Source organism: Demequina flava, assembly GCF_000975035.1.
Classification (GTDB): domain Bacteria; phylum Actinomycetota; class Actinomycetes; order Actinomycetales; family Demequinaceae; genus Demequina; species Demequina flava.
The window spans coordinates 1,647,624-1,666,789 of sequence record NZ_BBRA01000001.1; the positions used below are offsets into that span (position 1 = coordinate 1,647,624).

Consider the following 19,166-nt stretch of genomic DNA (forward strand, 5'->3'; position numbering starts at 1 on the left):
TCGGTAACGCCCCAGCGCACGCGACTGTTCCCCGCGCGGACCAGCCCGAACGAGTTAGGTGGCCATTCTACTCGGTGCTCGGAGCGGGAGTCGGTGTCGCATCCCACTCCGAGGTCGCATCGCCGTCAGCGTCCAACGTAAGAGGAGTATCGGCACGAATCTCGCTAAACATGACCTCAGCATCGTCTGTGGCCACCACATTCAGGCGGTCCTCGGTGTACTCCCACGGCACAGTGGCAAACGTGATGTCGTCCTCGCTCAATCCCCGCAAGCTGTACGCGAGCGACAGGATGAAGTCCGTCTGGCCAAGTTCAGGGTCGGTGGTGAGGGACTCCGAGGCCGCCTTGAGGAAGTGGGTCAGAGCGGCAGCATCGGTGAGCAGGTTCTGCTCGAACACCGTGTGCACGATCGCCTCGAGGAGCTGCTGTTGGCGCTCGATGCGCTGCAAGTCGCTGCCGGACACGTCGCCCACCTCAGCCGTGCGCAGGCGGGCGTATCCCAGCGCCTCTTCGCCGTTGAGGGTTTGCCATCCGGGCTCCAGGTCGACGCCGGCCTTTTCCGACACGATGCGCTCGGGAACGTACATCTCCACGCCGCCCAGGGCATCGACCATGTCCTCGAAGCCCGCGAAGTCGATCACGGCCCAGTGGTCGATCGGGATCTGAGCCGTTTGCTGCACGGTGTTGATGGTGCATGCGGCGGCCTCAGCGACGTTGCCCTCGCGGCCGCCGTTTGAGAACGCCACGTTGAAGTCGCCGTAGCCGCCCGCGACCACGGTTCCGTCCAGGAGGGTGCAGTCCGGGATCTCGACCTGCATGTCGCGCGGAATCGACACCATGTCCACGCGTGAGCGGTCGCCGGCGATGTGGGCAACGATGGTGGCGTCGGAGCGCATTCCGTCCGCGACATCGCCACCAATGACCGCGTTCTCCCCGTCGCGCACATCGGAGCCGATGAGCAAGACATTCATTGCGCCGGTGTCGGCGATCTCCACATCGATCTCGGGCACGAGCGGATTGACGTCGTGAGTGGTGATCGAGCCTTCGATTTGCGCGCTCACGGTGGTGGCGTACACCACGCCGAACCCAGTCACTGCGGCGATGGCGACCAGGATGATCATGAACACGCGCCCGGAGGCGGTCCGTGTAGCATGCCTGGTGGGATGCGCTGCGGTCATCGTCCCTCCTGCGACCGTGAATGAGGTGGTGTCTAGCGAGTCTAGACGGGCCCCGCGGGTGAAGCAGTGGAGAGGGTCGATGCTGGCTCCAGCGGGTGCCTCGGTTACAGTCACTGGGGTGAAAGACCTGCCGCAGTTGCCCCCGCGCGTGCCCGTGAGTGTGGTTGTCCCCGTCCTGAACGAGGCCGACCACCTTGCCGACGCTGTCGCCGCCATCCTGCGCACCGGCTACGACGGTGAGATGGAAGTGGTGTTGGCTGTGGGCCCGTCGGAGGACGGCACGGAGCGCATCGCGGCCGATCTGGCCGATGACCCGCACGTGACGGTCGTCGACAATCCTTCGGGCAAGACGCCCGATGGTCTCAATGCCGCGATCCGAGCCGCGCGCCACGACGTCATCGTCCGCATGGACGGCCACGCACAGATGCCTCGCGGCTATGTGGCCGCCGCGGTGGACGCGCTGCGTGAGACCGGAGCGGCAAACGTCGGTGGACGCATGGTGCCGGCGGGAACCACGCCATTCCAAAGTGCCGTCGCGGTGGCAATGTCCTCTGCGTGGGGCCTGGGTGGTGCTGGACACCGTCAAGGTGGCGTGGCTGGGCGCACGGAGTCTGTCTATCTGGGGAGCTTCCGGCGCGAGGCGATCGAGGACGTCGGGATGTACGACCCTCACTTTGTGCGCGCGCAGGACTGGGAACTGAACTTTCGGCTACGTACCGCCGGCTACACCGTCTGGTTTGTGCCGGCGATGCAGGTCCCGTACAGCCCACGACCCACGTGGAAGACGCTCGCGCGCCAGTTCTTCTTGACCGGAAAGTGGCGCCGCGAGGTCATTCGGCGATATCCCGAGACAAGATCTCTCAGATATCTTGCAGCGCCCGCCGCTACCGTCGCCGTGGCTCTTGGAATCATGATGGGCGTGCTCGGATTGGTGTCCGGAAGTGTCATCTTGCTGGCCGGATGGGCCCTTCCACTTGTGTATCTGGCAGGGGTGTTGTTCGCATCTGTGACACTGGTGCCGCGCACCGGATGGAAGGGCTTTGTTCGCATGCCTGTGGTCCTAGCGACCATGCATCTTGCCTGGGGACTGGGATTCCTTCGGTGATCGCGCTACTCTCGACTTGACGGGCAAGGATGACAACGGTGTAATTCTTGTCAGGCAGACACATCTGCCGCGGTGATCGGAGGATGCCTATGTGGAATATCTACGAAGGCTCAGTGCCCTCTGACGCAGGTCAGCCGTCGCCGACGCTCGCGTCGGTCGTTGACATCTTTGATGGTGTTGACGATGACGGCCCACTGGGATGGCAGGAGCGCGCACTGTGCGCTCAGACGGACCCCGAAGCCTTTTTTCCCGAGAAGGGCGGCTCGACGCGTGAGGCCAAGAAGGTCTGCGCATCGTGCGAGGTGCGGTCTGAGTGCTTGGACTACGCGCTCGAGAACGATGAGCGCTTCGGCATCTGGGGAGGATTGTCGGAGCGCGAGCGGCGCAAGCTTAAGCGTCGCGCTGTCTAACCAGTAGGACTGCGTGGGAAGGGCATGAGTCCAGCGCGCCTCGCTGTGCGCGCGGTCGTGGTCAGTGACGGGCTCCAAGCCCGCCTCGCCGCAGTGCTCAATTCCGTTGTCGCTCAAGACCCCGCACCCGACTCCATCGATTTGGTGATGGTGGGCGGAGCTGCCGCCCCCGAGAACCTGCCGTCCCCGGCCATCACGGTTCATCACTCAGACGCTCCTGACTTTTCCCGCGCCGTTGACGCTGCGATCTCGCAGTACCCGGCCGCGCCCGGAGAACTGCTGTGGTTGCTTCACGACGACTCCGCGCCACTTCCCGGGGCCCTCGGCCTTCAGCTCGCCACCGCTCGCAAGCGCCATCGCGCCGGCGTGATCGGTGCCAGCCAGGTGCAATGGGACGACCCCACCCGGCTGATCGGGATGGGGGCCACCATGACTCGTTGGGGCGCGCGGCGACTCAACCTCGTAGAAGAGGGAGACGTCGATCAAGGGCAGTACGACGATCTCGATGATGTCCTGTCCGTATCCATGGCCGGCGCGCTCGTGCGCCGGGAGCTGTGGGACGAGCTCGGCGGTCTCGACCCCGCGTATCGCGGTTGGTCGGACAGCGCGGACTTCTGCCGTCGGGCCTGGCGCGCTCAGTGGGACGTCGTTGTGGTTCCACGAGCGAAGGTTCGGCACGCCCAGCACCGACTGCACGGTGTGCGCGGCGGTCACGCAAGCCGGGTGTCGACCTACAGCGCCCGGCGTGCATCGGAGTGGTTCCAAGCGCTGGTGCATGGCCCGTGGTTGATGATCCTCCCGCTCGTGCTGGGGTCGGTGGTGTCCTCGCTGGGCCGGGTATTGCTGCGTATCGCGCAAAACGATCCTCGTATGGCGGCGGCCGATGCTTTGGTGCCGTTTCGCGTGTTGGCGACACTTCATCGCGTGCCCGGGGCGCGCATGCGAGTCCGCCGAGCAGGCTTGCGGGGCGCCGCCGCCCGCGCGATTGAGCGTCCGTTGCTGGCGAGTCCGCGGCAGGTGCGTCATGAGACGCGGTCTCGCGAGTGGGGCGCCTACGAGAGCTGGCGTGCCGCGTCCACACCGCCAGAACTCATTCGCGCGGAACTGGCGACCGCCGCGCGCCGGCGCCGTTCAACGCTGATCCTCGTCGCCGTCGTTGCCGCAGCCGTTTCCGTGATGCGGCATCCGGATTGGTTCGCGGGCGCTGTGACGGGACGCATGCTCGCCTCCGACGCCCTCGGGATCACAGACTTGGGTTGGCACGACTTGTGGCAGCGCGGTCTCAGCGGGTGGACTGAGCAGGCGCTCGGCGCCCCTTCCATCGACGGTGGCTTGTCGCTTGTGCTGTTGCCGTTGGCGTTCTTCCCCGGCGGGCTTGCCGTTGGGCTCGTGGTGGTCATGGGTCTTGCTCCTTTGTGGGCGGCACTTGGCGCGTGGGCCGCGACGGGAACGCTGACCCGGTCCCGCACCGTGCGCGCGCTGTCTGCCCTGGTATACGCACTAGCGCCAGTTGCGGTCATCGCTGGGGACGACGGTCGCGTAGCCGCCGTGCTGGTGCACCTGGCACTGCCATGGGTCGTCTTTGGTGTGATGCGTGGAGGCGGCTGGCACGCCGGTGAGCGCATTGGCGAAGGCGACGAGTTCCCCGAGCGTCCCACCGCGTCTCCGAGCGCGGCGGCAGGGGCTGCGGTTGCACTGACGGTCGTCGTGATTGCCGCCCCCCTGATGGTGATCCCCGTCGTCGTCGGCTGCGCCTTGCTTGGCGCGCTCGCCCGGTCAGTGCGTAAGCGCATGTGGGCGATGGCTCTTCCCCCGCTCGCAGTGGCGCTCCCTGGACTGTTCGCGGTCATCGCGCAAGGAACCGTCACAGCTGACGCCTGGAGTGTGCTCGCTCGCGAGCCGGGGCCATCCCTGAACTCTGCGGCCTCCCCCCTCGACCTGTTGCTGTCCGCGGCGGCTACCGCCGCGCCGGAGTGGCTGACGTGGACGTCGATGCTCGTCGTACCGGTGGCCCTCGGAGCCGCCGCAATCGCCACCGTCGTAGGCCGCCGCTGGGTGCTGTCGTCCGTGGGGGTTGCCGTCGCGATTGTCGGCGTTGCCATTGCGCAACTGTCCGCGTCGACGGTGGTGTCGCCCGATGACGGACTCGGTACCGGAGCCGCCAACGGCTGGGCGGGGCCCGGCCTCTCCGTGACGCTGATGGGCGTACTGATCACGGTCGCGGGTGCCTCCCGCGGTTGGTGGGACCGCGGCGAAGGCCGCGCACGCACGGCGACCCGCACGGTGCAGATCGTGGCGGCATCGGCTGTCGGCGTGATCGTGGCAGGACACGGCATCGCCGTCGCCTGGCCCACGAGCGATCGCGATGGCGTGAGCTCGGTCTCGACGGACGTCATCCCGCTTGTGGCCGCCCTCGAACTCGACCAGCCCACTCGGCAGCGCGTTCTCGTGTTGTCGGACTCGGGAGACGCCATCACCGGCACGGTGATGTCGACCGACGGAACTGAGGTCCTGAGCACCGCGGGCGAGCTCGTGGGCGACGGCCGGCCCGCAGCGCGGACGACGGGCACGCCGGTCGTCACCGTCGCGGCGCTCAACGAGGCCGTCGCGGGAGTCATTGGCGGCGCCGAGGGTGCGCCGGATGACCTCGCTGAGTGGGGCATTGGCGTCATCGTTGCCGCCCCAGGTGCGGAGCGTGCTGCCAGCGCGCTCGCCCAATCCGACGCGCTGCAACTATTGGGATCCTCGGACCGCGGAACGACATGGAAGGTCGCGCGTTCCGAGTCCGATGCCCCGGTCGCGCGCATGTGGGTCGAGGCTGACGGAGCCGTGAGCGTGGTCCCGATGGGGCGTACCGGAGGCGAGCTCGACCTCGAGGCGCCGGTGACCGGCACTGTCGTGATGGCAGCATCGGCCGACGAGAAGTGGCACGCCACGCTCAACGGAGCCGCACTGGAGCGCGTCGAAGACCCATTGGGACGTGTGGCCTTCGCAGTCGACGGTGAAGGGACCCTTGTCGTCACCTACGACGACGCCATGCACACCGCGTGGTGGTGGGCCGGACTCATTGCACTCGCATGGGCATTGCTGGGTTCCATCCCGCTACCGACACGACTCTTTAGGGAGGCCCGCGCATGAAGTGGACCGCGGCTATCCCCGTTGCACTCGCGGCCGTCGCCGTCGTGGGGGTGTCGGTCATCGACCTCCCGTCTACCGAGTCCGGCCCTGATCCGGTCGCCACGACGCTCGCCGTCAGCCCCTCGGACCAGCCTGCCGTCTGTCCCGGCCCGCTCGAGATTCCCGTCGGAGAAGTCGCCAGCGGCGACAGCGACCTCGACTCCGGATCTGAAGACCGCGCCCTGTCGGTCTCTCCTGAGCCATCGGAAGACATCGGCGAGGGCAGTGCCGTCGACGCCACCGTGGCCACGTCGCTAGAGCGAGTGGGTACCGGTGACATCGCGTCCCTCGCGGGACTGACCTGCGCTCCGCCGCGCCAGGACCAGTGGATCGTTGCCGGATCGACGGCGCTGGGTTCCAGCGCTCGGGCAGTGCTGGCCAACCCCTCCGCCGCAACCGTCCGGGTGTCGATCACCCTGTACGGACCGGTCAGCCTTGATGGCCAGGAGTCGTTCACGACCGTGGTGGGTCCGCACTCCCAAGTCTCCGTGCTCGTCGAGAGCATCGAGCCAGAGATGCCGACACTAGCGATGCGCATCCAGGCAGGCGGTGTGGGAATCACTGCCGCGTTGCAGGACTCACGCCTGGACGGATTTACCGCCGCGGGTAGCGACTGGGCCACGGCATCGGCCTTCGGAACAGAACTCGCCGTTCCCGTGGCGGGGCCATCCGATGCCGACGCTCCCGCCGCGCTACGCCTCGTCGCGCCCGAGGACGCCTCCGTGAGCCTCGCGATGGTCGACGAAGATGGTCGCCGCGAGTGGCTCGACGGCGAGACGCTCAATCTCGAGGCCGGACTTGTCACGGACGTCACCATCCCGGCCGGTGACGCGGGCGCCGTCTTCGTCTCGTCGGACGTGCCAGTGGCAGCGGCAACGATCGCGAGGACCGTCTACGACATCGAGGACTCGGACCTGAGCGCCGGAGATCTGGCCTGGGTTCCCGCTCAGTCCGTCGGCGACGCGACCGAGCGTGCGGTCGTGGCTCCCGACGGGGACCTCACTGTGGTGGCTGCGAGCGCGACGTCGGACCGGCTGGTGCTCACTGATCAGTCGGGCGCCACCGTCCTTGATGAGCGCGTGTTCGCGGACTCAGCGGCCGTCTTCCCTCTGGATGTGCCGGCGGGCACCCAGGTGACCAGCGCATCGGCCGTCACCTGGGCCGTGTCCGTTCGGGACGGAGGCTTCATGACTGCCCTCACCCCACGGGCGCTTGAACGCCTCCCGCAGGAGGTCACGCTCGAGGCCGGCCCCTACGCAGGAACGCCCTAGCCGGGACGGCTCAAGCGCCGGACCCGTACTCCGGGTCAATCTCTTCGGGCGTGCGCCCCACGAGGTGCGCGAGGTTCTCTGCAATGACGTCGCGAACCCATGCCTCCAGCTCGGCGCCCTCGGCCCGCTGCTCCATGGGGCGGCGGTACAGCACGATGCGGGCTGGATGGCCCATATCCGCGGGAAACAGCCGCGCGAGCGGCACCCCGTCCTCCCACGGCGTGGGGTCGGATGGCGGTACGTCCTCGGTGCCGAACTCCAACTTGCCCCAGGCTCGGCCCCAGCTCGGCTCAAGGCGTTCGACGGCTCCCCGGACGGCGTCGTCGAAGACGTCTGAACGGGAGCGCCACGCGGGTGCGTCATAGGGCAGGAGGGGAGCCCTCAGTCCATGTCCATGACGGTCGCGTCGCACCATGAATGTGAGGCTACCGCGTGGGGTCCGGCGCGCCTGCGCCACACGCGCCTAGGCGAGGAGGTACCGTCCGAGTCGTGAAGTCTTCCCGTCAGTGCTCCCGCACCAGCTGCGCCTCACCGGCCGCGGCGACCCTCACGTATGTCTATGAGGACTCCACGGTGGTGGTGGGCCAGATGGCTGCGCAGGCCGAGCCGCATAGTTACGATTTGTGCGCCGATCACGCCGAGCGGTTCACGGCTCCGCGCGGCTGGGACGTCGTCCACATTCACCAAGACCTCGTTGACCCCGGGCCAAGCCCGGACGATCTCGACGCGTTGGCGCGCGCCGTGCGTGAGGCCGGGCGCCCGCCGGCACCGCTGGCCCCCCAGCCCCCGACTGCGGCTCCCGTTGCGTCGGAGCCGCGTCGTGGTCACCTCCGTGTGGTGTCCGGCGACGCCTGACCGGCTAGCCTGGGTGCGTGAACGACGCACCTGACCTGTCCGGCCTGATCAAGGCATACGACGTCCGCGGGATCGTGGGCGACAATCTCACGCACGAGGTTGCGACGGCCATTGGCGCCGCATTCGCCGATGCTGTGGTGCTTCCCGATGGTGAGTCGCAGGTCGTCATTGGTCACGACATGCGTGATTCGGGGCCGGGCTTGGCACAGGCGATTGCCGCGGGCCTGAACGCGCGCGGCGTCGACGTGGTGTCGATCGGGCTGTGCTCTACAGACGGTCTCTACCACGCCTCCGGAGTCCTCGATCTGCCAGGCGTGATGGTCACCGCCTCGCATAACCCGGCCGCCTACAACGGCATGAAGATGTGCCGCTCACGGGCGCGAGCAGTGGGGGAGAACTCGGGTCTCGGCGAGGTTCGTTCGCTCGCCTCCCGCTACCTCGCTGACGGAGTGCCGCAGGCCGATGCCGTGGGCGCCTTCAGCGAGCGCGACACCGTGGGCGACTACGCCAGTTTTCTGCGCTCGCTCGTACCGCTTGAAAATGTTCGGCCCCTCAAGGTCGTCGTCGACGCCGCCAACGCGATGGGCGGCTACACCGTGCCCGCCGTCTTGGGCAACGCAGCGGGGCTTGAGGCGCTCCCGCTCGAGATCGTGCCGCTGTACTTCGAGCTGGACGGTACGTTCCCCAACCACGAGGCCAACCCGCTTGATCCCGCGAACCTCGTCGACCTGCAGGCCGCCGTGCGCGAACATGGCGCCGACATCGGCCTCGCCTTCGACGGCGACGCAGATCGCTGCTTCGCTGTGGACGAGCGTGGCGAGGTGGTCCCAGCATCGGCCATCACCGCCTTGGTGGGCCTGCGCGAAACTGCACGCGAACGCGAAGCCGGGCGCCAGGCGACGGTGATTCACAACCTGATCTCCTCTCGCGCGGTGCCCGAGCAGCTCGAAGCGGCAGGCGCGATTCCGGCGCGCTCGCGGGTCGGCCACTCGTTCATCAAGGCGCAGATGGCAGAGCTGAACGCGGTCTTTGGCGGCGAGCACTCGGCGCACTTCTACTTCCGCGACTTCTTCTATGCGGACTCCGGCATGCTGGCCGCGATGCACGTCCTCGCCGCTCTCGGAGCGCAGGACAAGCCCCTGAGCGAACTCCTTGCGATCCACGACCCGTACACGGCTAGTGGTGAAATCAACTCGACCGTGGCGGATGCCGCTGCGGCGACGCAGCGCGTGCGGGAAACCTTCGCAGGCGACGGCGTGGCAGTCGACGAGATGGACGGGCTGACGCTGAGCCACTGGGACAGCGAGCCGCGCTGGTGGGCCAACGTCCGTGCCTCCAACACCGAGCCGCTGCTGAGGCTCAATGTCGAAGCTGCCGACCCCGAGGTGATGGAGCGCCAGCGAGATGCGCTGCTGGCCGTGATTCGCGAGGCCTGACATGTCTGCGGAGGGCGGCACTAAAGCCATCCTGGCGGCACTCAGCGCCAACCTCGGTATTGGCGTCACCAAGTTCGGTGCGTGGGCCCTCACGGGGGCGTCCTCGATGCTGGCCGAGGCCATCCACTCGGTCGTCGACTCCGGAAACCAGTTTCTGCTGCTGGTGGGCAAACGCGCGGCGACGCGCGCCGCCGATGACACCCACCCCTTTGGCTACGCCCGCAACCGCTACTACTACGCGTTCCTGGTCGCCGTCATGCTGTTCTCGCTCGGTGGACTGTTTTCCCTGTACGAGGCGTGGGAGAAGTGGCACGACCCCGAGCCCATCGATTCATGGGCATGGGTGCCCCTCGTGGTCTTGCTCATGGCGATGGTGCTTGAAGGACTGTCACTTCGCACGGCGATCCGCGAAGCTAACCAGAACCGGGGAAATCTTGGCTGGTTCACGTATATCCGTCGCTCCCGTTCACCTGAGATTCCCGTGATCTTGCTTGAAGACAGCGCCGCGCTCGTGGGCCTCGTGTTCGCCTTCTTCGGTGTCTCCATGACGCTGATCACAGGCGACGGTCTGTGGGACGCCGTCGGCACCGCGATGATTGGCCTGCTCCTCATCACGAATGCCATCATTCTGGCTCGCGAAACGAAGTCGCTCCTCATGGGGGAGTCGGTGACGCGCGAGGACCTCGCGCAGATTCGCGACGCCTTCGCCCAGTCGCGGCTGACCGATATCATCCACCTGCGCACAATGCACTTGGGTCCCGATGACGTGATGATCGCCGCCAAGGTGGGCGTCGCGGAGCACAGCACCATCGAGACCATTGCGGCAGACATCGACGATGTCGAGGCGCGGATCCGCTCCGCCGTTCCCGCCGCACGCCTGATATTTATCGAACCCGACCTCAGACACGCCATCAAGGAGATCCCCGAGTGACACAGCTCGACTACGTCATTGCCGACCTCGCCCTCGCAGAGACCGGCCGCCACCAAATCCGCTTGGCGGAAATTGAGATGCCGGGCCTCACGGGCCTGCGCAGCGAGTTCGCCGACGCGCAGCCTCTCAAGGGCGCCCGCATCGCTGGGTCGCTGCACATGACCACGCAGACCGCGGTGCTCATCGAGACGCTGACCGCGCTGGGCGCCGAGGTCCGCTGGGCATCGTGCAACATCTTCTCCACGCAGGACGATGCCGCTGCTGCGATCGTCGTAGGCGAGGGTACCTACTCCGCTCCCGCCGGGGTGCCGGTGTTCGCCATTAAGGGCGAGAGCATCGACGACTACTGGGAGTACACCAACAAGATCCTCACGTGGGAGGGCCACGACGGCCCCACGATCATCCTCGACGACGGCGGCGACGCCACTCTGCTTGTCCACGAGGGCGTCAAGGCTGAGAAGTCCGGCTCCGTTCCCGCTCCGGTGGACGAGGACGACCCGTCCTACAACGTCGAGGTCGAGGGGATGCGCAAGATCATCCGTCGCTCCCTGGCAGTAGACCCCACGCGCTTCACCCGCATGGCTGCCGGAATCGTCGGCGTCAGCGAGGAGACCACCACCGGCGTTCACCGCCTGGACCAGATGCACGCCCGCGGAGACCTGCTGTTCCCCGCGATCAACGTCAACGACTCGGTCACCAAGTCCAAGTTCGACAACCGCTACGGCATTCGTCACTCACTGCCCGACGGCATCAACCGCGCCACGGACGTCCTCATGGGCGGCAAGGTGGCCTTCGTCGCCGGTTACGGCGACGTGGGCAAGGGAGCCGCCGAGGCCCTACGCGGCCAGGGCGCGCGCGTCGTGGTCTCCGAAATTGACCCCATCTGCGCGCTTCAGGCGGTCATGGACGGCTACGAGGTCGCCCGCATCGAGGACGTCGTCGAGCGCGCCGACTTCTTCATCACGACGACTGGCAACAAGGACATCATTCGCGTTGACCACATGGCCGCGATGAAGGACAAGGCCATCGTCGGCAACGTGGGCCACTTCGACAACGAGATTGATATGGCGGGCCTGGCTCGCTCGGGCGCCAAGCACCAGCCCATCAAGCCACAGGTCGACGAGTGGACGTTCGCGGACGGTCACAGCGTCATCATCCTGTCCGAGGGACGGCTGCTGAACCTCGGCAACGCCACCGGCCACCCGTCGTTCGTGATGTCGACCTCGTTCGCGAACCAGGTGCTCGCGCAGATCGAGCTGTGGAACAACCTCGACGCGTATCAGCTCGGCGTGCACCGTCTGCCCAAGGTGCTCGACGAAAAGGTCGCGCGCACCCACCTCGACGCGCTCGGCGTGAAGCTGTCAGAGCTCACTGAGGACCAGGCCGACTACCTCGGAATCCCACAGCACGGACCCTTCAAGGCCGATCACTACCGCTACTAAGCCACGCTCCTGGGTGACCTCGCGGAAGAGGTCGCCCAGGCATCGGCCCGATGCGTCGGTTGCCTCACCAGGAGGGTGAGGCCTAGGCGTCAGGCAGGCCGTACGGCAGGGTGCTGACGCGCTGGTCTTCGCGCGCGATGCGCCCTTGGCGGCGTTGCTCGATGACGAACTCGCGTGCGCCGCGCTCGGCGAGCACGGCTGCGATGACGTACTCCGGGTGCGCATCCGCCGGGGGAGCCGGCGACACGTACTCGCGAAGACTCGCGAACAACTCGTTGCCGAGCCGGGCGCGGGCGTCGGGGCGCAATCCGGGTGCTCGAGCGATGAACGTGCGGCAGGTGAGTGCCAAGCCGTCTGGTAGGCGGCGGATGTCCGCGGCGTTGGCCCACGGCGCCAGCTGGGCCGGCATCTGAATCGGGGGCAACGGCTTGGGGGCCCCTCGGACACGCATTGAGTAGGTGCCGGCGAGCATGTCGCCCAGCCGCTTGCCGCGTGCCGAGAGCGTGGAGGTCGTAATCGCGATCACGCCCAGCGTCATGTAGACCTCGGCGATTGCCGTGAACGCCCGGATAAACGAGTGGCGGAAGGAGGCCGGGCCGCCGTCGTCACGCACGATCCGCAGGCCCACCGCGATGCGTCCCACAGAGGAACCGCGCGACAGCGTCTCCACGAGAGCGGGGATTAGCACAAGGCAGATGACGAGCAAGCCGATGACGACGGCGCCCTGGGCCGCGCTGTTCAGTGCGCCGCCGATGGTGTTGAGGACCGCGCCCATGAGCGAGAACGTGAAGAGTCCGTAGACCAGCGCATCGAGTCCGCCGGAGAGCATACGGAGCGTGACGGGAGCGGCGGCCGTGTCGATTGCGACACCTTCGCCAATGAGAATCTCGTCGTCGTCCACAGTCATGCCCCCTAAGTCGGCTCGTCTATGGCATCGTAGCGGCGTGGATGTCGACTCCTTTTCCCGAGCCCGCGATGCGCGGTGGGCCCGCCTGCGTGCGCTGTCGAAGCAACGGAAACTGACAGGGGCGGAGGCCGACGAGTTCACTCGCCTCTACCAAGCTACGGCTGCAGACTTGGCCGCAGTGAAGTCGGCCGCGCCTGACCCTGGCTTGATTGCGCGCCTGTCCATCCTGCTGTCCTCGGCACGCGTGTGGCTCACGGGTGCTCACACGAGTTCCACCGGCACCATCCGGCATTTCGCCACGATCACGTTGCCGGCGGCGATGTTCCGCGTCCGGTGGTGGGGGATCGGCGTCACGCTCGCTGTGGTGCTGGGCTCGGCGATCTGCGCATGGTGGATGCTGTCCAACCCTGAGGCGATGGCCCTGGCCGGCCCTCCCGAGCAGCGCGCGCAGATGGCGCAGTTTGAGTACGCGAACTATTACGTGGAGTACGACTCAACGTCGTTCGCGGCGCGGGTGTGGACCAATAACTGGTTCATTGCCGCGCAGTGCATCGCGCTGGGCATCACAGGTTTCTATCCGGCGTACCTGATGTACAACACAATTCTCCAACTGGGTGCGGGCGCCGCAATCATGACGGAGGCCGGGTTGCTGCCGGTCTTCCTGCAGCTCATCAGCCCGCACGGCCTGCTTGAGCTCTCTGCGGTCTTCGTCGCTGCGGGCACGGGGTTGCGGTTGTTTTGGACGATGCTCGCGCCGGGCGGACGCAAACGCGGGACAGCATTGGCTCAAGAGGGCAGGGCTGCCTTCGCCGTGGCGATTGGGCTGGCCGTCGTCCTGTTGATTTCAGGGCTGATCGAGGGCTACATCACCGGTTCGGGGATCCCGTGGGCGGTGAAGGTCGCGATCGGAGTCATCGCGTGCGCGGCGTTCTGGATCTACATCTTCGTCTTTGGCCGCCACGCCGTGTCGACCGGGGCTACGGGAGACTCCGACGGGGACTTTGCCACTGCGAAGGTGGACGTCGCCGCTTAAGTCACCGAAGCATCGGCCCTTAGAGCCGGCCTGATGCCTTGAGCGCGAGGTAGCGGTCAGCCACGTCCGGCGCCAGATCGTCTGGCGCGGCTGACAGGACCTCCGCACCAATCTGACGCAAGCGGTTCGTCACGGCTTCGCGCTCAAGCGATGCGCGGCCAGCCGCAGCGGCGCCATACAGCGCAGCGGTGTCCTCGCGGTCGGTCAGCATCGCCGACTCGACGGGGTCCTCGACAGAGGCCACCAACACCACGTGCCGCGCACTCAAAGCCTCGACCGCTTCCACGAGGCCGGAGTCGACCGAGGTTGAATCCACGGCGGTCAGCAGCACCACGAGCGCCCGCTGGCTTGTCCGCTCCTGCACCAGGCGCACCACGGCCGGCCAATCCGGCTCCACGAGCGAGGGGTCCACCGTGGCAAGCGCCTCGGCAAGCTGGGGCATGACGGCCGGGCCACTGACCCCGAGGGCGCGGGCGCGTTCGGTGCGATCGAAGGCCGAGACCTGCACGCGGTCCCCCGCGCGGGTGGCGAGCGCCGTGAGGAGTAGGGCGCCTTCCATTGCGGAGTCGAGGCGTGGGGCGTCGCCCACGCGCACCGCGCTGGTGCGACCGGTCTCGAGAATGGTCACGACCCTGCGGTCGCGCTCGGGGCGGAACGTGCGCACCATGACGTCCGCGCGGCGCGCACTGGCACGCCAATCGATTGTGCGGACGTCGTCACCGACCACGTATTCGCGCAGCGAGTCGAACTCGCTACCGGCGCCCTTGATCTGGATGGCGGTTTCACCATCGAGCTCGCGCAATCGAGCCACGCGCGAGGGCAGGTGGCGGCGCGACGCAAACTCCGGCAGCACCCGCACCATGCCCGGCAGGTCGAGAGAGCGCTGGCGACCGGCGAGCCGCAGCGGCCCTTCCGTGCGAATCGTCACGCGGTCGGCACGGCGGTCTCCTCGGCGAGTCGGCCGCAAGACGGTGGTGATGCGGGTGGACGCCCCCTTTGCCAACGTGAGCCGGTGCCGGTCGTTGGTGGCTCCGGCAGAGGGCTGCCACGCGTCGCGCACCGCACCGCGGATTCGTCGGTTGGACAGGTTGGCGATGTCGACTACGGACGACGTGCTCTCGGTCAGCCGCACCGAGCCCACGGGTCGCCGGCGCAGTCCCACCTTCGTGGGCGACGGCGCCATCCAGACGTCGATCAGGGCGATCACGAGCACCGTGATGACCCACACCCACGCGAACGTGCGGGTGTGCACCCACAGCGCCGGGATTGCACCCAGCGCCGTTGCCAGCACCGTCCAACCTGTGATGTACATGGCTCAGCGGGGGACGGGAACGGCGGCCAGGACGGAGGACAGGATAGAAGTCGCGTTGACGCCTTCGAGCTCGGCCTCTGGACGCAGCTGAATGCGGTGCGCGAGCGTCCAGTGCGCGAGGGTCTTGACGTCATCCGGTGTGACGAAGGTGCCGCCACGCATCCACGCCCACGCACGGGAGGTGTTCATGAGCGCGGTCGCACCACGCGGCGAAGCTCCCACGGCGACAGATGCGGACTCGCGCGTCGCGCGGCACACGTCGACGATGTACGCCGCGACCTCGTCGGACACAGCAACGCCTTGGGCGGCCTGGCGGGCCTTCTCAAGGTCCCCCGAGCCTGCCACCGCGTTCACCCCCGCGGCGGCCAGGTCCCGTGGGCTGAACCCCTGGGCGTGGCGGCGGACAATGTCAACCTCGGCGTCGCGCGCAGGGAGGTCGACGGGCAACTTCAGCAGGAAGCGGTCCAGTTGCGCCTCGGGCAGCGGGTAGGTGCCCGCGTATTCGATGGGGTTCTGCGTCGCGATCACGAGGAACGGATCGGGCAGTTCGCGTGCCTCGCCGTCAACAGTCACCTGGCGCTCTTCCATGGCCTCCAGTAGCGCCGACTGCGTCTTGGGGGGCGTGCGGTTGATCTCGTCCGCGAGCATGAGGTTCGTGAAGATGGGGCCCTCGCGGAAGGAGAACGCGGCCGTGCGCGCATCGTAGATCAGTGATCCGGTCACATCGCCCGGCATGAGGTCCGGCGTGAACTGCACGCGCGAGAAGTCGAGGTCAAGCGACCGCCCCAGGGTGCGGACCATCAGGGTCTTCGCGACACCCGGCACACCCTCGAGGAGGACGTGTCCGCGGCAAAGGAGAGCAATGATCAGGCCGGTGACAATCTGATCCTGACCCACGACGGCGCGTGAGACTTCGGTGCGGACACGGCCAAGTGCGTCGCGAGCATCGACGGCCTGTGGCGACGGGGAGTCGCTGACGGGGGCCGATGCTGGGGGCGTCTGGGCAGCCGTGGTCGCCTGGGTCTGGGCGTCATTGCCGTTCGGGACAGTGGGCTCGGGGGTCTCGGTCACGGTCGGTGAACCTCGCTTTCCAGGGAGTCGAGCTCCTTGATCATGGTCATCATGTCAGTGGACTTTTGTGGCAGTGGGCCGGCCAAGAGCCGGGCGACGTCCTCGCGGCGGCGTCCGGTGGCCCGGTGGATGGCGTCGATGAGGGCATCGGCGTTCCCCGAGCGGGGCACCCCGAGGCGGCGGCCGATGCGTGTTGCAGTTTGCGCTCGCAGCGCCGCGCAGGCGTGGGGAACGTCTCCGGCGCGGCGGTACAGACGGGCGCGACCGCGCACAGCTTCCGCTGCGGGGACGATCACGGGCAGTGGCTCTGGGACGAGGCGCCCGAACCGGCGGCCCTGCCACAGGCCGGCCACGAGCACGGTGAGGAAGGCCATAAAGACGAGCGGGCCAAACCACGGCGGGAGGGCATCGGGCGAGACCTCGAAGTCCTCGGGCGCCTCACCGTCGCCTGCCCACGTGGGCAGGGAGAGGTCGTACAGGTTGCCGACGTACCAGACGATGGATGGCTGATGACCGAGGGCTCGTAGCGTGAGCGCCGCGTGGCCTTGTTCTGCAAGATGGGCGTTGGTGACGATGTCCGTCGAGGCGATGACGCGGACCGTGCGGTCGCCGTCGTTCGCAGTGACGTAGGCGCTGTAACCGTCGGGGGTCGTGAAGCAGGTTTCCACACCGCTGCCGCCCGCATCGGCGATAGCGCCCACGGACACCGTCACTTCCTGGGCCGCCTGCGCATCCGGATCGGAGCACCCTGCTGCGATGGCGGTCGGTTCGACGTAGTCTCCACCGCTGTCCGTGCCGAGCCCGGCCACTTGCGACACAGCGCGCGAGGAACCCAGGAACACGATGTCACCGGGGTAGTCGAGGATCGCTTCGACCTGATCACGCCCAAGGAAGTCGGGGGAAGCGATGACGAGGGTCGTCGAATCCGCTGCGGCGGTTGACGTGGCGGCGAGGGTGCTGACGTAGCGCACGTTCACGCCCTGGTCCCCGAGGATCTGAGCGGCCGCCCGCGCGCCTTCCGGCCCCGCGTTATAAGGCGACAACGCCGTCGTGTCCTCGGGCTCGTTGCCCCACACCAGCAGGGTGACGGCGATGATGAGGAGCACGACCGCCGCTGTGATGAGGGGATGCTGCCGCACCTGGGCCGCGGCTCCTGGGCGCACCTGCGCGGACGTGTACTCCGGGGAACTGCCCGTTGGCGATGCGGTCGAAGTCGCGGTCATGCGCCCACCGCCGTGACGCGCGCGGCTCGGGCTAGGTGCGAGTCAGCCTCGCGTGCGCGCAACCATGCGGCTTCCGTGAGCCCTCCGGTGCTGTAGCGCACGGTGTCGAAGTCAGCGCCCACGGTGACCGCAACTGCGCCGTCGACCGTCGCGCGAGCGATGGCCTCGGCTGCCTCGTGGGCGGTCATGCCTTCGGACAGGTCGATGATTCCGCGTTCGTGGGCACCGCGGGCGATTGCGCGGAACATCTCCATGACGGCGGTATCCCAGTCGGCACGGGCGGCGGCTTGTTGGGCGGCCTCCCGCATCTGGTTTGCGCTGCGTGCATCGTCGGGGTCCAGCGCCGCGCCAGCGGCCGAGCGGCGGCTGCGCTGCAGCGGTCCCATCACGAGCCATACGATCAGGGCAACCACGCCCGCTGCGAGCACGATCCCGATCAGGACCGCCATGGGCGGCATGCCTGCGGTCACACCGTCAGTGAAGGACAGCAGCTCCTCGAGCCAGGCGTAGAAGCGGTCGAGCAAGGACGGGCCCTGCTCGGCGTACTCCGGCTTTGCTAGCTCATCCTCTGCCCACCGGCTGGCTTCATCAGCGTCGGGATCGACGGGAATGCTCAGGCGCATTGACTCAATACCGTTGCGCGGCGCGCGCCTCAGCGGCACGTGCCAAGTCCATGTCGAAGCCTTCGTGGCGCATGCGCACGTCGATGTAGATCAGCGTGTAGACGGAACCGAGGTAGGCGTACGTGATGGCGGTGGCGAGTGTGTAGATCACCCCGAACAGCAACATGATGCCGATGATCGCGACCAGTTCAGACTCTGGGAGCGCGAACGCCAGGAACATGAAGCCGAACTGCCCGATGGACTGAAGGATGGACGTCGCGATACCGATCAACAGCGCGCCCACAAACACGATCAGCAGCGACCACCAGATCCGGCCGCGCATGAGTCCGGGCAGTCGCTTGAGCGCAGTGGCCATCGACACGTTCTCGAGAACGATGATCGCGCGGGCAACTCCCTGCGCGACCGTGACAGCAAGGCCTACGGGGATCAGCGCTAGCAGGAGTGCGATACCGATGGCCACTCCAAGGCCGCCGAGGGTGCTGTCTCCCGCCAAGAGCAAGAGGAATGGTGACATCGCGACCAGCATGGCCAACACGACGAGGGCGCCCATCAGGAAGAACAGTCCGATCAGTGAGCCCAGGCGGCGCCGCACGAGCGGCCACGCCTGTCCCATGGAGAGCTTCTCGCCGAGCACCGCGCGGGCGACACCCGGGGCAATGAATGCCGTCGACAACACGTCGGTTGCGAGCGCCGCGACAAGAGCGATGACACCCAGAACGATCGTGCCGCCAGTGAAAGTGCCCGTCGCCGTGGGGTCCAGGACGCCCAACGTGGAGCTCGAGAACATTGACCACATCATCGCGGCCAACAGGGCCATGGAGATGAGGCTGAACAAGACCGGGGCGCCAATCACCGTGGCGCGGGCGAACCGCATTGCCTTGAATGGCACGGCGAGAAAGTCGCCAAAGGACAGCGGACGCAGCGGGATAATTCCAGGCTGCCAGGACCGGTAGGTGGGGATGGCGGGCTGCTGCGGCGCTCCATATTGCGGGGCTCCGGCCGATGCTGGCGCGGCTGCGGTGCCAGGCGCCGGTGACGTAGGGGGAGCAGTGGGCGGAGCGTTCCACGCGGGTGTGTCACCACTCGATGGTTGCTGTGGCGCCGCCCCTGGCCACTGCGGTGACGTATCGCCGCGGTGTTGCTCCGTCATGTGCCCTCCTTGAATGCCGTGCGGCCCCATCCTGCCATGCCGC

The 19,166-nt window shown here is 67.3% G+C and carries 17 protein-coding genes; 9 read left to right on the plus strand and 8 right to left on the minus strand.

Annotated elements, in window-relative coordinates; genetic code table 11:
• Nucleotides 1–67: 67 nt before the first annotated feature.
• Nucleotides 68–1,177 (minus strand): LCP family protein, encoded by a 1,110-nt coding sequence (locus tag AOP74_RS07730; RefSeq protein WP_061961702.1) that lies wholly within the window; start codon nt 1,175–1,177, stop codon nt 68–70.
• A gap of 118 nt (nt 1,178–1,295) precedes the next feature.
• On the opposite strand from AOP74_RS07730, the gene AOP74_RS07735 reads away from it, so the two are divergent.
• From AOP74_RS07735 to AOP74_RS07750, 4 genes are all read left to right on the plus strand, one after another.
• Complete coding sequence (locus AOP74_RS07735; protein ID WP_061961958.1) at nt 1,296–2,282, plus strand: glycosyltransferase family 2 protein; 987 nt, start codon at nt 1,296–1,298, stop codon at nt 2,280–2,282.
• 89 nt (nt 2,283–2,371) lie between these two features.
• The gene (locus AOP74_RS07740) at nt 2,372–2,692 is read left to right on the plus strand and encodes a WhiB family transcriptional regulator (RefSeq protein ID WP_061961703.1); all 321 of its coding nucleotides are present in this window, start codon (nt 2,372–2,374) and stop codon (nt 2,690–2,692) included.
• Nucleotides 2,693–2,716: 24 nt separating this feature from the next.
• Nucleotides 2,717–5,830 carry a glycosyltransferase gene (locus tag AOP74_RS07745; RefSeq protein WP_061961704.1) on the plus strand — a complete coding sequence of 1,038 codons (3,114 nt, stop codon included), beginning with the start codon at nt 2,717–2,719 and terminating at the stop codon, nt 5,828–5,830.
• Nucleotides 5,827–7,140 (plus strand): DUF5719 family protein, encoded by a 1,314-nt coding sequence (locus AOP74_RS07750; RefSeq protein WP_061961705.1) that lies wholly within the window; start codon nt 5,827–5,829, stop codon nt 7,138–7,140. Before AOP74_RS07745 ends, AOP74_RS07750 begins: the two co-directional genes overlap by 4 nt.
• Nucleotides 7,141–7,150: 10 nt before the next feature.
• Here the strand turns inward: AOP74_RS07750 and AOP74_RS07755 are convergent, their stop codons facing one another.
• Complete coding sequence (locus AOP74_RS07755; RefSeq protein WP_061961706.1) at nt 7,151–7,555, minus strand: metallopeptidase family protein; 405 nt, start codon at nt 7,553–7,555, stop codon at nt 7,151–7,153.
• 74 nt (nt 7,556–7,629) lie between these two features.
• Between AOP74_RS07755 and AOP74_RS07760 the strand changes: the two genes are divergently transcribed.
• The 4 genes from AOP74_RS07760 to ahcY are packed head-to-tail and all read left to right on the plus strand — an operon-like array spanning nt 7,630 to nt 11,804.
• Complete coding sequence (locus AOP74_RS07760) at nt 7,630–7,995, plus strand: DUF3499 domain-containing protein (protein WP_061961707.1); 366 nt, start codon at nt 7,630–7,632, stop codon at nt 7,993–7,995.
• Nucleotides 7,996–8,012: 17 nt separating this feature from the next.
• Nucleotides 8,013–9,431: a phosphomannomutase/phosphoglucomutase gene (locus AOP74_RS07765; RefSeq protein WP_061961708.1), complete on the plus strand. Its 1,419-nt coding sequence runs from the start codon at nt 8,013–8,015 to the stop codon at nt 9,429–9,431.
• A 1-nt stretch (nt 9,432) separates the two neighbouring features.
• Nucleotides 9,433–10,362, plus strand: coding sequence for a cation diffusion facilitator family transporter (locus AOP74_RS07770; protein ID WP_061961709.1), 930 nt, complete (start codon nt 9,433–9,435; stop codon nt 10,360–10,362).
• A complete protein-coding gene (gene ahcY / locus AOP74_RS07775; RefSeq protein WP_061961710.1) occupies nt 10,359–11,804 on the plus strand; it encodes an adenosylhomocysteinase in 1,446 nt (481 codons plus the stop codon). Before AOP74_RS07770 ends, ahcY begins: the two co-directional genes overlap by 4 nt.
• Before the next feature lie 82 nt (nt 11,805–11,886).
• On the opposite strand, the gene AOP74_RS07780 is transcribed toward ahcY, so the two are convergent.
• On the minus strand, nt 11,887–12,711 hold the full coding sequence (locus AOP74_RS07780) for an RDD family protein (RefSeq protein ID WP_061961711.1): 825 nt from the start codon (nt 12,709–12,711) through the stop codon (nt 11,887–11,889).
• A 37-nt stretch (nt 12,712–12,748) separates the two neighbouring features.
• On the opposite strand from AOP74_RS07780, the gene AOP74_RS07785 reads away from it, so the two are divergent.
• Complete coding sequence (locus AOP74_RS07785) at nt 12,749–13,744, plus strand: stage II sporulation protein M (RefSeq protein WP_061961712.1); 996 nt, start codon at nt 12,749–12,751, stop codon at nt 13,742–13,744.
• Between the two features lie 19 nt (nt 13,745–13,763).
• Here the strand turns inward: AOP74_RS07785 and AOP74_RS07790 are convergent, their stop codons facing one another.
• The 5 genes from AOP74_RS07790 to AOP74_RS07810 are packed head-to-tail and all read right to left on the minus strand — an operon-like array spanning nt 13,764 to nt 19,123.
• Nucleotides 13,764–15,056, minus strand: a complete 1,293-nt coding sequence (locus AOP74_RS07790; protein WP_061961713.1) for a DUF58 domain-containing protein — start codon at nt 15,054–15,056, stop codon at nt 13,764–13,766.
• Between the two features lie 3 nt (nt 15,057–15,059).
• Nucleotides 15,060–16,127: an AAA family ATPase gene (locus AOP74_RS07795; RefSeq protein WP_061961714.1), complete on the minus strand. Its 1,068-nt coding sequence runs from the start codon at nt 16,125–16,127 to the stop codon at nt 15,060–15,062.
• Nucleotides 16,124–17,350: a DUF4350 domain-containing protein gene (locus AOP74_RS07800; RefSeq protein ID WP_082096116.1), complete on the minus strand. Its 1,227-nt coding sequence runs from the start codon at nt 17,348–17,350 to the stop codon at nt 16,124–16,126. Before AOP74_RS07800 ends, AOP74_RS07795 begins: the two co-directional genes overlap by 4 nt.
• Complete coding sequence (locus AOP74_RS07805; RefSeq protein WP_152649217.1) at nt 17,347–18,012, minus strand: DUF4129 domain-containing protein; 666 nt, start codon at nt 18,010–18,012, stop codon at nt 17,347–17,349. The genes AOP74_RS07800 and AOP74_RS07805 overlap by 4 nt, the downstream gene beginning before the upstream one ends.
• A complete protein-coding gene (locus AOP74_RS07810) occupies nt 17,978–19,123 on the minus strand; it encodes a hypothetical protein (RefSeq protein ID WP_061961717.1) in 1,146 nt (381 codons plus the stop codon). Before AOP74_RS07810 ends, AOP74_RS07805 begins: the two co-directional genes overlap by 35 nt.
• Between the last annotated feature and the right edge of the window lie 43 nt (nt 19,124–19,166).